Genomic DNA, 15,296 nt, shown 5'->3' on the forward strand with positions numbered 1-15,296 from the left:
CGGTGGAGGGAGGCAGCGCGAAGAATGGCCGTCTTATAATGAAAGCAAAGCGTCGAAGAATCGATGACGGTGATGGATGATGTCGAATCAACTTGAATATATCTTGTATATCTTGGGCCTTTTTTTGACGGTCGGCGGTGTCTATGTATACGGCCATTGGATGGCAAAACGGCATTGGGGAGGCATCCCATGGCTGGCGGCGCCGAGACTGACTGTTGTGTTTGCCACCGTTTCCCTGCTTTTTTTGGGGGCAGGGATGATCTATATCAATTATGCTGAAAAACAAGAACATCGTGAATATGAGGAAGCCGCAAAGCAAATCGCCGGCATGATCGCCGGCGATTTGGTCGCCATGGGGCACGAACGGCTCGATGAAAGGGCGGAACATCTGCCTGCGTATCACGTGGTGATGGCGGTGCTGGAGCGTTGGCAACATTACGGCCGCGTGTTGAGCGTGTATACGTTAAAAAAGAATGAGCGCGGTGAGCTATATTTCGTTGCAGCGCCAGCGACTGACTACAATCGGAACGGCCGCATCGACGGCCAAAAGGAACAAGCTGTTCCGCCTGGGACGGTTTACCGCCGCCATTTTCCAGAGATCGAAGAGGCGTTCCGCGGCCGGTTTGCGATGGAACAGCACCCGACAACAGACGAATGGGGAAGAAGCATCAGCGCGTTTATGCCGATCCGTCAACCGGACGGGACGGTGGATGCGGTTGTTGGCATCGATTTTGATGCCAAAACGTATGAGCAACATTTGCAGCGAGGGCGGCAACAGGCGATGTGGACGATGATGGCCATGTTTTTGGCGTCAGCGGTTGCCTATTTGCTCGCTTTGCATCAACAAATGGAACGGAAGGCGTTGGCTGTCTATAAAAAAACGCTCGCATCCAACGAGCATCGGCTGCGGCGGCTGGCGGAAATGACGATGGAAGGGCTGATCGTCTATGCGCACGGGAAAGTCGTTGAGGTCAATGAAGCGGCGTGCCGCCTGCTCGGCTATTCGGAAAGCGAGCTGATTCATTTGCCGATCGGGGATTTAGTCGTTGACGGGTCAATGAAACTGAATCGTCCGCATGAGGAACCGGAGCGCTTTGAAATCGAGCTGCGCCGAAAAGACGGCACCGCATTTCCGGCGGAAATCGTCCGGCGCCGCTACGATTATGAAGGGGAAAAAGTGACGGTGGCCGCTGTCCGCGATTTGACAGAACAAAAACAAAACGAAGAGCGGATTCGTTATATCGCCAACCATGACGAACTGACCGGGCTGCCGAACAAGGAGGCGATGTATAAAGCGGTGGAGCGTTGCCTTGCTGAGGCGAAACAGCATCGTCATGAAATGGCAGTCATATTTTTAGAAGTGAGTGGGATTAAAACGATCAACGATTTTTATGGCTACGCTGTCGGGGACGAAGTGCTCCTCCATTTGGCGCAAGAATGGAAAGAAAAGCAAGGAATGGCCATCGGGCGCTGGAGCGGGAATGAGTTCATCGCAGTAGTGTCAAACAGCACACATCAAAAGGCTGAAGAAATGGCGAAACAGCTCATTGAGGTGGCCGACGAACCGATTGTCGTCAATGGGATGGAATTGTATGTGACCGTGAACATCGGCATCAGCGTCTACCCAAAAGATGGGGAGGATGCAAAAACGTTGATTCGCAAGGCGGATATTGCTCGCTACGAGGTGCGAAAAAAAGCGGCGAGCGATTTTCTCTTTTTCACTGAGCCGATGGCGATTCGTCTCCATGAAAAGATGGCGATGGAACGCGACTTGCGGCGTGCGCTTGAAAATGAGGAATTTGAATTATACTATCAGCCGCAAATTCGGCTTCACGACCAGCAAGTGATCGGCATGGAGGCGTTGATTCGCTGGCGCCATCCGGAAAAAGGGATGGTTTCGCCGTCATTGTTTATCCCTGTTGCCGAACAGACCGGCATGATCATCCCGATCAACGAATGGGTCATCCGCACGGCTTGTGAACAGACGAAGCAACTGCTTGATCGTTTTCCTGACTTGTCCGTTTCCATCAACTTATCGCCATATGAATTTGAAAGCCGCCGATTTGTGGATAAACTCGCCCGCCTGCTCGCCGACGCCGGGCTGCCGCCGCACCATTTAGATCTGGAAATTACGGAGCGGATGACCATGGATACAGAACGTGCGCTTGATATTCTCTCGAAACTGAAGGGGCTTGGTGTGACGATCAGCATGGATGATTTCGGCACCGGCTACAGTTCGCTCAGCTACTTGACGGATTTGCCGATCGATCGGCTGAAGATCGACCGTTCGTTCGTTCAGCATATTCAAGGAAAAAAAGATGTCATCTTGCCGGCGATCATCCGCCTCGGGCATAATATAGGTGTAAAGGTGCTGGCTGAAGGGGTCGAAACGGAGACCGAAGCGGCTTATTTGCAAGGAAAACGGTGCGACGAGGCGCAAGGCTATTATTTTTCCCCGCCGCTTCCGTATGACGAGCTCGTCCGGTTTTTAAACGAGCAGCGCGTGAGGCGGCAGGCACAGGAGTTGACGTAACATGGACGGATTTTGGCGCATCGCCGAGGAGAAAATTCGCGAGGCGATGAAAAACGGCGAGTTCGACAACTTGCCCGGCTTCGGCAAACCGCTTGAGATTGAAGACCTTTCCCGCATTCCAGAGGAGTTGCGACTCGGGTATTTGTTGCTGAAAAACGCCGGCTATGTGAGGGAAGAAGCGGAGTTGCGCAAAGAGCTTTTGACGCTCGAGGACTTGCTTCGTTGCTGCGAGGATGATGAGGAAAAACGGGAGCTGGAGAAAAAGCGGACGGAAAAGCAGCTTCGGTTTGCGGAACTGATGAAGAAACGGGGGCAGACAAACTCGAAGGCATTGCGCGACTACGGGCGGCGCATTGAAGAGAAATTTCGCTAGACGATTCCTTAATATCCTGAGGAAACACGATTTTTTTGCGGGTTTCCTCATTTTTTATGCAAAGATGTCCAAAAAACGGGGAAAATAAGGAAGGAGTAAATGATCGGAAAGGAGGCAGCGCAAAGGAGGGAAAATAAAGAATGATTGATCCCAGCTGTCTAGTCGTTGATGGATCGTGAATGAAATGAAAAAAGGAGTGCACATGATGAGAAAATTATGGGTTGCCTTTTTTGCTTCGCTCGTTCTGGCGATGCCGTCATGGGTGTCTGCTCGAAGCCATGCAGGCGGGGGGGGCGATGTGCATTTGCCGGTCGGCCATATGTGGAAGCATGAGGGACTTGACGAGCAAAAGTGGATGGAGATGGTCCAAAAATATACGCCTGAGCAGGAAGAAGAATGGAAAAAAGTGCTGGATGAGCGGAACGCGTTGCGTCAGCAGTTGAACGATGAAAATGTGAAACAGGCCATCAAAGAAAAGTGCAAAAAGATGAAAAAAGAGCGCGAAGCAGCGCTTGACCGGCTCATCGATCAGCTAGTCGATAAAAAAATCACAAAAGAACAGTTTAAGAAAGAATGGAAACAGTTACATAAAAAGAAACAGTGGATGACGAAAGAAGAAAAACAGCAGCTTCATCTGCTTCATGAACAAACGAGACAGGCTATGGAGAACAATGATCAGGAGGCCATGAAAAAACTGCTCCCGCAATGGCTCGATCATATGAAAAAGAAAAATGAACGGTTGGCGAAATGGCTTCAGGAAGTGAAACAAGGATGATATAATGAAGAAAAAGGCCGTGTTCGATGCACGGCTTCTTTTTTTCTTCATCTTGCTTTTCAGCGAATGTTGCGGCGGACAATGGCTTCGTCAACAGTTCACAGCTCGAGTGCAAGCGATCAAGGAAAAGAGCCGTGTTCGTTGGTCGAGAGGATCGGGCCCAAAACCGGCCAAAGGAGCGTCTGTATTGCGGGAGGAGAAAGCGATGGGATATCCAGTGATTCTTCAGCTTCGCGGCCGCCGGGCGGTCGTTGTCGGCGGCGGGAAGGTGGCGGCAAGGAAAATTCATGGATTGTTAGAGGCAGGGGCGGAAATCGTGATGATTGCGCCTGAAGCGGAGCCGGAGCTTCAAGCGTTGGCCGCGGGGGGGATGATCGTTTGGAAGAAAAAGCGGTTTGACCGAGACGATTTGGCGGGGGCCTTTTTGGTGATTGCCGCGACGAACGATCGCAAGGTGAATGAAGCGGTGACGCAAGCAGCAGCACCCGGTCAACTCGTAAATGTCGTGGATGATCCGGAGCGGTGTGATTTTCACGTTCCCGCTGTTGTCCGCCGCGGTCCGCTCACAATTGCCGTGTCGACCGGGGGGGCAAGTCCGGCGGTTGCTCGCCGCATTCGCCGCGAGCTTGAGGAGCAGTATGGCGAAGAGTACAGGCCGTATCTTGAGTTTTTGCAGCGGGCCCGCGGCATCGTATTGCGCGAAGTGGAGGACGCTGAGGGACGGAAGCGGCTGTTTCAGGCGCTCGCTGCTGATTCCTTCCGGCAGCGCGGCCGATGGGATGAAGAGTTGGCTCAGCTATTGGCGAACGAAAAAAAACGAAACGGGGAAAGAGGGGAAGAGCAATGAACATTCCGATGTATATTGTCGATGCGTTCACCGACCGGCCGTTTGCCGGCAACCCGGCAGCCGTCTGCTTGTTGCCGCAGCCGGTTGGGGATGAGTGGATGCAGCGTGTTGCCGCAGAAATGAATTTGTCTGAGACGGCCTTTTTAGTTCCACATGAGGGCGGCTATCGTCTGCGCTGGTTTACCCCTAAAGCAGAGGTTGATTTGTGCGGCCATGCAACTTTGGCGAGTGCCCATGTGCTGTGGGAGCGCGGGGAACACCGCCGAGATGAAGCGATTGCCTTTTTCACGAACAGCGGAGTATTGACGGCTATAAACAACGATGGTTGGATTCGGCTCGATTTTCCGAACGAAACGCCAGTGCGGGTTGAGTCGCCTCCTGCTGCGCTTGTTGGTGCCTTGCCAGCTGAACCGCTGTTTATCGGGCGCAACCGGTTCGATTATTTGGTGGAAATCGGCTCAGAACAGGAGGTACGCAGACTGACCCCGGATTTCCGCCTGCTTCAAGAAGTAGATGCGCGCGGCATCATTGTGACAAGCCGTTCAACGGCAGAAGAAATGGATTTTGTATCGCGGGCCTTTTTTCCAGCTCTCGGTGTGCCGGAAGACCCGGTTACCGGCTCCGCTCACTGTTGCCTCGGGCCGTATTGGGCGGACAAGCTTGGGAAAACGACGTTAGTCGGCTACCAAGCTTCAGCCCGAGGCGGCATTGTGCGGGTGATGGTGGCAGGCGAGAGGGTTCAGCTCGAAGGAAAAGCCGTCACCGTGCTGAAAGGGGATCTGGCCGCCGAGGCCGCTTTCGGATTGCAACCCATCTGAAACATTCCAGCGGAAACAATGCCTGTTCCGGATTCGGTTGGGCGGGCTGGTGTTTTCTTCACTGCCTATGCCAACGAAAAAGGCGCCCAAGCCTCACGTGAAAGGCGGGCTTCCTTTTTTCGGCGGCGGGCCGGCCGTGCCGGTTCAGCCAGCTTGGAGGTGCGGCCGGCGCCTGTATACGTTTAGTCATCCCACCGATACGTCCAAAACCGTTCCGTTTTGAGCCAAGCAAGCGCATCGCCGCGTTTGGATGCCGCCTGCATCAGTCCTTCGGTTTGCGAACGGTGGGCGCGAATGGCGGCCAGCTTCGTATCGATCACCGAGCTGACATCGCGCACGACATCCGGCTGGCCAAGGTCTTGTTCGCAGTTTTTCGCAAACGCAACGCAATGGACGGTTGGCCGTTCTTCTTTCGGCCAGCGCTTTAAGGCGCGGATGACAGCGGCTCCACACGCATCATGGTCGGGGTGGACGCTGTAGCCGGGGTAAAACGTAATGACAAGCGATGGATTCGTTTCCGCCACGATGGCGGCGATCCGGTCAGCCAGCTCTTCTTCATCCTCAAACTCGACCGTCTTGTCGCGATAGCCGAGCAGGCGCAAATCATGAATGCCGAGAATGCGGCATGCTTCCTCCAGTTCTTGCTTGCGGATGTGTGGAAGCGTTTCGCGGTTGGCAAACGGAGGCACGCCCATATTGCGCCCCATTTCTCCGAGCGTCAAGCAAGCGTACGTCACCGGCGTGCCGTTTTGCGCATGCTCGGCAATCGTTCCCGACACGCCGAACGCTTCATCGTCTGGGTGGGGAAAAACAACGAGCACATGTCGTTCGTTCAACGGAACTCCCTCCTTACACAAACGGTTCGTCGCTTAGTTCGAGGGCGACGGCCAATTTCCCTTGATCATCATGGCCTGCCAACAGTAATTGTCCTTTTTCTGTCCATTCCCAATGGGTCAGCCCTTCTGCGTACACCCAGCCAAGATCAAGCTTCAGTCCGACGCGGTATGGCCCGGGGCCGGTGATCTTGCCGCGGGTGAAGCGGATGCAGGCGTTGCGGATGTAGGCGCCGACGGAATAAAAGCCTTCGTTATGATGGGAGGCGTATGCTCCGTTCGTCGTTTCCAAATGAATATACACGTCACGATTGGCAAAACGATTCAGCGCCTCTTGCACGGCGGCCGTGTCGATCGGTTGCAAGCGGCTCCCTCCTTGCTGTTTGTTTTTCTATTATTGTACATGACCGAGGCGTGTGAGCGGAAATATTTCGACTTCTATTGTATAATCAAAATAGAGACACATCTTGGACTCATCCGCACCTACAAAGCGTTGAATGCTGATTCAACGAAAGAAAGGTGATGATCGATGGGGTTTCAAGGCAATGGTGTCACGATGCTTAATTTTGACGGCGTGTACCGGCCGCAAAAGCGGCTGTTTCAGTTTCCGCACGAATGGGTCGATCTCACTGATGTACCGGAGACGAATTTGTATTGCAGCGAAGTGGCGCTTGCTGAAATTGAGCGGCGGCTTGAGCGGCGGCGGAAGCGCGGGGCGGTGCTGATCGGCAGCGGAAACTACCATTATGTCACATATTTATTGCTTAAAGAGATCAACGAACCGTTTACGCTCGTTCTTTTTGACCGCCATACGGATGCTGAAGAAGGAGATGATGTCATTTCGTGCGGCTCATGGGTCTCCTATGCACTTAAGCATCCGCGGCTGCAAAAAGTCGTTATCGTTGGCCCAACTGCTTCTTCGCATCAACTCCGTTTATCTCCGAACATGACTGTTCTTCCATTTGATGATCATGATGAATGGCCAAAAGCGCTCATCGAGACCATCCCGACCGGAAGCATCTATATCAGCATCGATAAAGACGCTCTTCGCCGCGAAGACGCGGTCACGAACTGGGATCAAGGAGTGATTCCGCTATCCCGGCTGCTCGCCTGCCTCCGATTGCTCTTATTCCATAAAAAAGTGCTCGGCGTAGACATATGCGGCGAGTACCCGCCATCCGCTGTCGACGTGTTCGACCCGCTTTGTCGCGAAGCGCGGCGAAAAAATGAACAGGCGAACATGGCCATTTTGGAAACATGTTTCCATTATGCAGCGCCGCATTTGCGGCCGGCGTAATCGAGCGGCGAGAAGAGCGGGAAAGGCAGCACCGTTTTTGGTTTGGCGGTCAGAAAAGCAAGGGAGACGCTGTCCCTTCGGATTTTGGCGAGCGGGCCGGCGCTTCTGTCGGCTCGATGGCTGAAAAAGCCGGGAAGGCCGCTGCTTGAGGGGATGAGCCTAGTTGTCAAAAGCCGCTCCCGTACATAATGCGAAATTGTTTTTCATCGGGGCGGACATCGTGCGGCTCGATGTGCATGCGGGCGACTTTGGCAAACATCGTTCCGGCTTCAATGGTGTTCAAAAAGAGTTGAAGGGCGCTTTCATTCCCCTGAACTTCCATTTCCACTGTTCCGTCATCATTGTTTTTCACCCAACCGGTCAGCTGGCGCTTCAATGCTTCGTGTTGGACGAAGTATCGAAACCCGACGCCTTGCACGCGCCCTTCCACGATGACATGAACTCTTTTCACGCCGATGAGTCCTCCTTTATCACGGTTGTTCTGCTTCTATCATATAATAGATGAGGTCGAAAGTACATGAAAAAAGGAGCTTGATGGTTCAAGCTCCTTTTTTTACGGATGATAGCGATGATACTTGTTGTTGAATGTGCAGCACAAGCCGCGGGTGATAGCCTAGGTAAGAGCATAAACGCCACTGCTTGTCGGAAACAGAGAACCCTTGCAACTTCCGTTCGATCGTTTTCATTAAGACGCCGGTAAACAATAAGTACGGGACGACAAACACACGCCGATACGCCGATGCATGGGCTCGTTCGAGCCCTTCATCAAGCGTCGGGCGGATGGCAGCGAGAAAACAAACGTCCACGTGCGGCACGTTTGTTTTTTCTTTTAAAAGTGCGGCGATGGCGGACATGTCGCGTTTCGTGTCGGGATCGCTGCTGCCGCGGCCGACAAGAAGGATCATCGATTCGCCGTCAAGCGGTGCGGACTGTTCGCTGATGCGGTCGATAATGATGTCGATCATTGTTTCATGGACGCCGAACGGAGCGCCGCAGAGGATATCAACGGACGGATGGCGCCGTCTCGCGATGTCCAATGCCGCTGGAATATCGTGTTTGGCATGCCCTGCGGAAAGAAGGAGAAGCGGAACGACGATGACGCGTGTCGCCCCTTGGGCGACACAACGGTCAACGCCGGTGACAATGTCCGGTTCCGCGAGCTCGACAAAGCATAGCTCTTGAATCGGAATATCGATGGTCCTCCGGCACTGTTCGACGAAACGCGCCGCTTCATGGCGCGCAGCGGCAATGCGGCTGCCGTGGCTGACGTACAAAACAGCTTCCATCGCCATCGCCTCACGATGTTGCGCCAGCGGCTGCGGATGACGCGAGCAACTGCTCAAACCATTGAATGTTGGCCCGCAGCCGGACGACGTCTCCGATAATGATCATGCTCGGATTTTGGATGTTTTCTTTGGCGACGACGGCCGCGATCGTCGCGAGCGTGCCGGTGACGGTGCGCTGAGCAGTTGTCGTTCCCCATTCGATGACCGCCGCCGGCGTCTCCGGCGCTTTTCCATATTTCATCAGCTGGCCGCAAATGTATGGCAAGTGATGAACCCCCATGTAAATGGAGATCGTATCGATGCCTTTGGCGAGGCTTTCCCATTTGATCTCGTCACGACTTCCGTCGCGCCGATGCCCGGTGACAAAGGCGACGCTTGAGCTGAACGCGCGATGGGTGACAGGGATGCCGGCATAAGCCGCCGCCGCGATGGCGGAGGTGATGCCGGGAACGATCTCAAATTCGATCCCATGTTTGGCCAGCGCCTCGGCCTCTTCGCCGCCGCGCCCGAACACGAACGGATCGCCGCCCTTTAAGCGGACGACCGTTTTTCCTTTTTTGGCATGCCAGACGAGCGCATGGTTGATCGTTTCCTGCTGCATGGCATGGAAGCCGGGCAGCTTGCCGCAAAAGATGAGTTCGGCGTCCGGCTTGGCATATGAAAGCAACTCTTCATTGATGAGACGGTCGTACAAAATGACATCCGCCTGCTGGATGCATTTTAATCCTTTGACGGTAATGAGTTCCGGGTCGCCGGGGCCGGCGCCGACAAGATACACTTTGCCCATCGTTGTTTCAGCCCCTTCGTGCATGATTCAGCCAGCCGCCGGAAAGCGGCATGGATGCTCGGCTGCTTTTATTGTAAATGGTCTGCCTTGGGATGAAAACGACCTTGTCAAATGACCTCCCGTTCTTTTTTGGCAGGGGATGAGGGAATTAGTCTGTTTTCGCGGCCGGGATCATTCCTCGCTTGCGCAGGTAGGCGAGCACTTGCTCGGCACATTCGTCAACCGAATAACGGTGTGTTTCGATCGTCAGCTCCGGTGCTTCCGGCGCTTCGTACGGCGAGTCGATGCCCGTAAATTCACGGATTTCCCCGCGGCGGGCTTTTTGATACAGCCCTTTCGGGTCGCGTTTTTCGCATTCTTCAAGCGGGCAGTTGACGTAAATTTCGATGAACTCGTCTTCTTCGACTAAGCGGCGGACGAGCGCCCGGTCTTCGGCAAACGGCGAGATGAACGCCGTCAGCACAAACTGGCCGCTGTCGACAAACAGCTTCGCCACTTCGCCGATGCGGCGGATGTTTTCCGTCCGGTCGGCGGCGGAAAAGCCGAGATCTTTATTGAGCCCGTGCCGGATGTTGTCGCCGTCTAAGACGTAATTCTGAATGCCGAGCTCAAACAGTCGTCTGGAGACGGCGTTGGCCACCGTCGATTTGCCGGAGCCGGACAGCCCGGTGAACCAAAGGATGGCGCTATGATGGCCGTTGCGCTTGCGCCGGTCTTCTTTTGTGACCGATGTGTGATGCCAAACGATGTTCGTGCTCATCGCGATCCTCCTTTAGCGCGCTGACGGGGCGACCGTTTCGCGTTCTTGCAGCCCTTTGATCAAGACGGCGGCCACTTCCGGACGGCTGAACGTGCTCGGCGGCACTTGGCCGTTGCGCAGCATTTCACGAACTTTCGTGCCGGAAAGGACGACATGGTATTTCGCGTCATGCGGACACGTTTTTGTCGATGCCATCCCTTCGCATTTCGTGCAGTAAAAGCTATGTTCGAAAAAGAGCGGCGTAATGCCAAGCTCTTCAGCCGTAAAGTTCAAGAAGATTTTTTGCGCATCATACGTACCGTAATAATTGCCGACACCAGCGTGGTCGCGGCCGACGATGAAGTGCGTGCAGCCGAAATTTTTGCGCACCATCGCGTGGAAAATGGCTTCACGCGGACCGGCATAGCGCATCGCTGCTTGGAAGACGCCGAGGAAAACGCGGTCTTTCGGGTAATAGTTTTCCAGCAGCACTTGATAGCTTTCCATCCGGATGTCAGCCGGAATATCGTCCGCTTTCGTTTCGCCGACGAGTGGGTTTAAAAACAGGCCATCAACGATCTCGAGCGCGCATTTTTGAATGTATTCATGGGCGCGGTGAACCGGATTGCGCGTTTGGAAGCCGACAACGGTGTTCCAGCCAAACTCAGCAAACTTTTTCCGCGTTTCCGCTGGATCAAAATAAAACGCGGCGAATTGGCCTTTGTCGGTCCGTTTGACAAGCGTAATCTCCCCGCCGACATACACATCCGGCTTTTCAAACAGTTTGCGCACACCTGGGTGAGCAAGTTCATCCGTTTTATAAACGAGCTTCGCTTCTTTCGTTTTGTCTGGGCGGTAAATGTCAGCAATCTCAATGACGCCGTAGACGTCGCCATGATAAACGAGTTTCGCCTTATCGCCGACGGCGAGCTCTTTCGCTTTTTCTTCTGTTACCGCGAGCGTGATCGGAATGCTCCAGACGGTGCCGTCAGAAAGACGCATTGTTTCAACAACCGCGTCGTAATCCGTTTTCGTTAAAAAACCAGTGAGGGGGCTGTAGGCGCCCGTTCCGATTAGCTCCAAGTCGCTCAGTTCGGCTTTGGAGAGCTCGATCGTTTTGGTCGCCTCATCAAGTGGATAGTCCGGATTCCAACGATTGATTAATGTACCGCCATGCGGGGTGCTTAAGCTCATGTTCATAACCTCCTAGATTGATAGATGTTAATTAAATGCCGCCGCCATGTTCGTGAAGCGAACGTTCTTCTTCGGCGACCGTTTTTTTAAGCTGATGACGCCAAGCGTCGCCAAGCAGACGCTCAAGATGGCGATGACCGTATAGACGTCGCTGTCAAACAGCAGCTTGACGAATCGGAATGGCGTCCGATTCATCAGCGACGCCCATCGAGGCCGCCGCGCCGCTCGCCTCGATGTTCATGGCGAAGAAAAAGGATGCGATCAAAGCAATGGCAAGGAGCATATCGTTTTTCTCTCCTTAAGCGAGATGAAGACCGCATTCCGTCTTCCCTTGGCCGGCCCAGCGCCCGGAGCGCAAGTCGTTCGGATCTGTAGCCGGCGTCGTGCACGGGGCGCAGCCGATGCTCGGGTAGCCGTGGTCATGAAGTACATTGTACGGAAGGTTGTGTTGATACACGTAATTCCATACATCCTTCCACGTCCAGTGAATGAGCGGACAAACTTTAATAGAACGGAATTTGTCGTCTTTGTTGATGTACTCGACATGCCGCCGCGTCGGCGATTGTTCGCGGCGCAAGCCGGAAATCCACGCCGTCACCCCGGTCAGCACCTCGCGCAGCGGAATGACTTTGCGCAGCTCACAGCATTTGTTCGGGTCGCGTTTCCAAAGCTCGTCGCCAAATTGCGCCTTTTGTTCTTCTAACGTTAGGCGCGGCTGTTTCATCACGATGCGAAGCGCCGGATATTTCTCTTTCACTTTTGCGATCGTATCATACGTCTCCCGGAAATGCAGACCAGTGTCCAAAAATACGATTTCCGCATCCGGCTTGACTTGGGAGATGAGATCAATAAGCACGATCCCCTCAACACCGAAGCTGCACGCGTATACGATCTCATCGCCGTATTCGCGATACGCCCAAGCGAGGACGTCAAGAGCCCCTTTTGTTTCATTATCGAACGGAAAAGACGGTTTTTCCGCCGTTTCCCACTGATCATACGTGAGCATCGGTTTCTCCTCCTCATAAAATCAAAGAAAATCCACATAATTAGTCGGATATATAGCGGCCAAACGGCAATTCGGCGGCAAAAATCCTTCCTTGCATTAACCAGAAAGAGCGGGAGAAAGGGCGCCCCTTATTTTACTAAAGATCTTCTTTAGCTGGAATTGGCACTTTGCTATAGGTGGCAGGTTGTCGGAGTTCATTGAGCCAATTCCTCCCTCACTCCCGAGCAACGTATGCAACGCATGTCATTTAATTGATTAAAATTTTAGCACAATTGACGATAATGTCAATCATAGTTTTTCGATAGGAATTGTTTTTATGCGAAACAGCTGCATTGCCTGCCTAGCAGCAGATGGGAACGTTATTTTTTGCGCAGGCTTCCGAGCTCTTCGACAATCGCCTGCATTTCGCTTGGGCTGAACGTCTCGCGTTTCATCACCATCTCGTAAATGTCTCTCAATTCATCGTACCATTCCTCGGAAAAATGGGACGGCTTGATGGCATCCAAGTTCAGCACTTTCAACTTTTGCTTCAGCTGTTCGATCATGTAGGCGACGTTTTCCGCCGACCGTTTTGATAAATCCATTGGTTTGCTCCTTTCATGGCAAGTTACTATGTATTGTACCATAGGTGCAGGAAGAATGGGGAGAGATTGCATGGCTTGCTTTTCTGATGAAAAACGGATGATGTGGTAAAATGTAGGTGCACATGCATAGTGCCAGTGTAGAAGGTTGGTGAAACACCGCGTTTTCTTCAAAATGGTTGTCGTGAACGCGCGGAAGAGTTGTTGATCCATTCGCGAAAGCTCCCCCCTGGAGTGTTTTTTCGTTACATCACCGACCTTCCTTCTAGGGCCAAAAAGGGGCTAGATGAAAAGGAAAGAAGGAAAACTAACGGTGGAAAGCACCGTGGACATAGCGAGAGGGGTGGCTGTTTGGATGATTAAAGTGCTGTTTGTTTGTCTTGGAAACATTTGCCGATCGCCGATGGCGGAAGCGGTCTTCCGCCATTTGGTGAAAGAGCGGGGGCTTGACGGGCTGATTGTCGTTGATTCGGCGGGAACAGGCAGCTGGCATGTCGGTGAGCCGCCGCATGTGGGGACAAGAAGGGTTTTGACTGAAAACAAGATCGACTACTCCGGCATCCGCGCCCGGCAAGTGAACCACCGTGACTTGGAAGAATTTGATTACATCATCGCCATGGACGCAGCCAACTTGAACGATTTGCGCCGATTGGCTGGCTCCCGTTCGAAAGCGGTGCTCGCCCGGTTGCTTGACTTTGTTCCCGACCGGGAAAAAGACGATGTGCCTGATCCGTATTATACCGGGAATTTTGCCGAAGTGTATCGCCTCGTCCGCTCGGGGTGCGAGTATTTGCTTGAGAGGATCATCCGCGACCATCGGCTTGGTGCGGAGGAAACAAAATGACTTTGAGGGCGGTGCACCTGTCTTGGGAAAAACGGGGAAGGAGGGCGGCCGATGGTCGTAAATTTGGCGTTCATCCGTGAGTTGGCCCGCCGTTTTACGGAAGATGAAATCCCGCGCTTGTCGGCGGAATTGGCGTATTACTTTCTTCTGTCGCTCTTTCCGTTTTTGCTGTTTTTAATGACGCTATTAGCGTATTTGCCGATTCCGCACGAAGATGTTCTCGAAGTTGTGCGACAATATGCGCCGAAAGAGGCGCTTCACCTGATTGAGGCGAACGTTCGCCGCCTCATGGACGAGCAAAACGGGGAGTTGCTGTCGTTAAGCATCATCGGCGCCATCTGGTCGGCCTCCAACGGCATGAGCGCCATTATGCGGGCGTTCAACCGTGCCTATGATGTGGAGGAAGACCGCCCATTTTGGGTGGCCCGCAGCTTGTCGGTCGTGTTGACGCTCGGCATGATCGTCGTTATTGTTGTCGCCCTCGTGCTTCCGGTCTTCGGGCGGATGATCGGACTGTTTTTGTTCTCTGCTCTCGGGTTGTCGCAACAGTTTTTGGATGTTTGGAATGCGTTCCGCTGGGTGACGAGCTCGCTGTTACTGTTTGCCGTCTTTACTGCCCTTTATTATTTCGCGCCGAACAAACAGCTTCGCTGCGTCAACGTCGTGCGCGGCGCGCTGTTTGCCACTGCCGGCTGGATTGCGACGTCGCTGGCGTTCGCGTATTATGTCAACAACTTTGCCAACTACACGGCGATGTATGGCAGCCTTGGCGGGATGATCGTGTTGATGGTTTGGTTTTATTTGTCCGGCATGATTCTTGTCTTAGGGGGGGAACTCAACGCCATGTTTGACTGTGAGCGCGAAGGGAAAAGATGGCAGCGTTAGCATGCATAAACGGTGCCGAGACGGGATATCGTAACAATGCAGGGGATCTTGGCATAGGGGGGATCAAGGTGACGAAACATACGAAAAAAGACGGGGGCACGAAGCAAAAAGGAAAAAACAGACCAAAGCATAAGACGAGTGGCAGCGCCAACGGCCAAAACGGCTATCATTGAAAGAAACTGTCTCAAAAGGTGGTTCTTCGTTCAACATAGCACAACATATCGTGTTCCGGCAGTTGTTTTAATGCGTATATACGGCAATCAAAAAAGGTGTCCCTCCCCTTTGGGGACACCTTCTTTCATGCAAACGCAGGCACATCGAGCCGCCGCCGCTTTATTCAACGATTTCTTCGTGATGGTGGTAATAGCGCTCATAAATGTATTCAATTTCTGCATCGGTCATATAGGCGAGTTCCTCGCGCGACAATCCCCGCACTTTTTCGATAAACTCAATCATATTTTTCCGTTCCGTTCTGCTCATGATCGCCACTCCTTTATA

20 protein-coding genes and 1 riboswitch are annotated in these 15,296 nt (G+C 53.2%); of the genes, 8 read left to right on the forward strand and 12 right to left on the reverse strand.

Annotated elements, in window-relative coordinates; translation table 11 throughout:
• The first annotated feature begins 76 nt into the window (after positions 1-76).
• The 5 genes from DI44_RS13940 to DI44_RS13920 all read left to right on the forward strand — a co-directional run bounded on the left by DI44_RS13940 (position 77) and on the right by DI44_RS13920 (position 5,346).
• Positions 77-2,533 carry a bifunctional diguanylate cyclase/phosphodiesterase gene (locus tag DI44_RS13940; protein WP_033024684.1) on the forward strand — a complete coding sequence of 819 codons (2,457 nt, stop codon included), beginning with the start codon at positions 77-79 and terminating at the stop codon, positions 2,531-2,533.
• Position 2,534: 1 nt separating this feature from the next.
• Entirely contained in the window at positions 2,535-2,906 is a 372-nt protein-coding gene (locus DI44_RS13935; protein WP_013144260.1) for a DnaJ family domain-containing protein, read from the forward strand.
• 205 nt (positions 2,907-3,111) lie between these two features.
• Positions 3,112-3,681, forward strand: a complete 570-nt coding sequence (locus DI44_RS13930; RefSeq protein ID WP_033024685.1) for a hypothetical protein — start codon at positions 3,112-3,114, stop codon at positions 3,679-3,681.
• Between the two features lie 205 nt (positions 3,682-3,886).
• On the forward strand, positions 3,887-4,528 hold the full coding sequence (locus DI44_RS13925) for a bifunctional precorrin-2 dehydrogenase/sirohydrochlorin ferrochelatase (protein ID WP_033024742.1): 642 nt from the start codon (positions 3,887-3,889) through the stop codon (positions 4,526-4,528).
• Complete coding sequence (locus tag DI44_RS13920; protein WP_033024686.1) at positions 4,525-5,346, forward strand: PhzF family phenazine biosynthesis protein; 822 nt, start codon at positions 4,525-4,527, stop codon at positions 5,344-5,346. The genes DI44_RS13925 and DI44_RS13920 overlap by 4 nt, the downstream gene beginning before the upstream one ends.
• Positions 5,347-5,528: 182 nt before the next feature.
• On the opposite strand, the gene bshB2 is transcribed toward DI44_RS13920, so the two are convergent.
• Together bshB2 and DI44_RS13910 are read right to left on the reverse strand one after the other, a co-directional pair.
• A complete protein-coding gene (bshB2, locus tag DI44_RS13915) occupies positions 5,529-6,182 on the reverse strand; it encodes a bacillithiol biosynthesis deacetylase BshB2 (RefSeq protein ID WP_023633711.1) in 654 nt (217 codons plus the stop codon).
• Positions 6,183-6,195: 13 nt separating this feature from the next.
• On the reverse strand, positions 6,196-6,543 hold the full coding sequence (locus DI44_RS13910) for a YojF family protein (RefSeq protein WP_033024687.1): 348 nt from the start codon (positions 6,541-6,543) through the stop codon (positions 6,196-6,198).
• A gap of 165 nt (positions 6,544-6,708) precedes the next feature.
• On the opposite strand from DI44_RS13910, the gene DI44_RS13905 reads away from it, so the two are divergent.
• A complete protein-coding gene (locus tag DI44_RS13905) occupies positions 6,709-7,476 on the forward strand; it encodes an arginase family protein (RefSeq protein ID WP_033024688.1) in 768 nt (255 codons plus the stop codon).
• A gap of 166 nt (positions 7,477-7,642) precedes the next feature.
• On the opposite strand, the gene DI44_RS13895 is transcribed toward DI44_RS13905, so the two are convergent.
• The 9 genes from DI44_RS13895 to DI44_RS13860 form a co-directional block, all read right to left on the reverse strand.
• Positions 7,643-7,927, reverse strand: coding sequence for an acylphosphatase (locus DI44_RS13895; RefSeq protein ID WP_033024692.1), 285 nt, complete (start codon positions 7,925-7,927; stop codon positions 7,643-7,645).
• A gap of 88 nt (positions 7,928-8,015) precedes the next feature.
• Positions 8,016-8,762 (reverse strand): sirohydrochlorin chelatase, encoded by a 747-nt coding sequence (locus DI44_RS13890; RefSeq protein ID WP_033024693.1) that lies wholly within the window; start codon positions 8,760-8,762, stop codon positions 8,016-8,018.
• Positions 8,763-8,772: 10 nt separating this feature from the next.
• Positions 8,773-9,549: a uroporphyrinogen-III C-methyltransferase gene (gene cobA / locus DI44_RS13885; protein WP_033024694.1), complete on the reverse strand. Its 777-nt coding sequence runs from the start codon at positions 9,547-9,549 to the stop codon at positions 8,773-8,775.
• A 148-nt stretch (positions 9,550-9,697) separates the two neighbouring features.
• Positions 9,698-10,309, reverse strand: a complete 612-nt coding sequence (gene cysC, locus DI44_RS13880; protein WP_033024696.1) for an adenylyl-sulfate kinase — start codon at positions 10,307-10,309, stop codon at positions 9,698-9,700.
• 12 nt (positions 10,310-10,321) lie between these two features.
• Positions 10,322-11,482, reverse strand: coding sequence for a sulfate adenylyltransferase (gene sat / locus DI44_RS13875; protein WP_033024697.1), 1,161 nt, complete (start codon positions 11,480-11,482; stop codon positions 10,322-10,324).
• Between the two features lie 27 nt (positions 11,483-11,509).
• Positions 11,510-11,677: a hypothetical protein gene (locus DI44_RS18585; protein WP_239691195.1), complete on the reverse strand. Its 168-nt coding sequence runs from the start codon at positions 11,675-11,677 to the stop codon at positions 11,510-11,512.
• The gene (locus DI44_RS13870) at positions 11,637-11,765 is read right to left on the reverse strand and encodes a phosphate transporter (protein WP_033024698.1); all 129 of its coding nucleotides are present in this window, start codon (positions 11,763-11,765) and stop codon (positions 11,637-11,639) included. The genes DI44_RS18585 and DI44_RS13870 overlap by 41 nt, the downstream gene beginning before the upstream one ends.
• A 15-nt stretch (positions 11,766-11,780) precedes the next feature.
• Positions 11,781-12,488: a phosphoadenylyl-sulfate reductase gene (locus DI44_RS13865; RefSeq protein WP_033024699.1), complete on the reverse strand. Its 708-nt coding sequence runs from the start codon at positions 12,486-12,488 to the stop codon at positions 11,781-11,783.
• 125 nt (positions 12,489-12,613) lie between these two features.
• A riboswitch (SAM riboswitch) is annotated at positions 12,614-12,718 on the reverse strand.
• Between the two features lie 129 nt (positions 12,719-12,847).
• Positions 12,848-13,072, reverse strand: a complete 225-nt coding sequence (locus DI44_RS13860) for a DUF1128 domain-containing protein (protein ID WP_011229922.1) — start codon at positions 13,070-13,072, stop codon at positions 12,848-12,850.
• Between the two features lie 352 nt (positions 13,073-13,424).
• Between DI44_RS13860 and DI44_RS13855 the strand changes: the two genes are divergently transcribed.
• Both DI44_RS13855 and DI44_RS13850 read left to right on the forward strand, forming a co-directional pair.
• On the forward strand, positions 13,425-13,913 hold the full coding sequence (locus DI44_RS13855) for a low molecular weight protein-tyrosine-phosphatase (protein WP_033024743.1): 489 nt from the start codon (positions 13,425-13,427) through the stop codon (positions 13,911-13,913).
• A gap of 51 nt (positions 13,914-13,964) precedes the next feature.
• On the forward strand, positions 13,965-14,798 hold the full coding sequence (locus DI44_RS13850; protein ID WP_033024700.1) for a YihY/virulence factor BrkB family protein: 834 nt from the start codon (positions 13,965-13,967) through the stop codon (positions 14,796-14,798).
• Between the two features lie 333 nt (positions 14,799-15,131).
• Here the strand turns inward: DI44_RS13850 and DI44_RS0116905 are convergent, their stop codons facing one another.
• The gene (locus DI44_RS0116905) at positions 15,132-15,278 is read right to left on the reverse strand and encodes a BH0509 family protein (protein WP_011229925.1); all 147 of its coding nucleotides are present in this window, start codon (positions 15,276-15,278) and stop codon (positions 15,132-15,134) included.
• Between the last annotated feature and the right edge of the window lie 18 nt (positions 15,279-15,296).

This window comes from Geobacillus sp. CAMR5420 (assembly GCF_000691465.1).
GTDB classification, from domain to species: domain Bacteria; phylum Bacillota; class Bacilli; order Bacillales; family Anoxybacillaceae; genus Geobacillus; species Geobacillus thermoleovorans.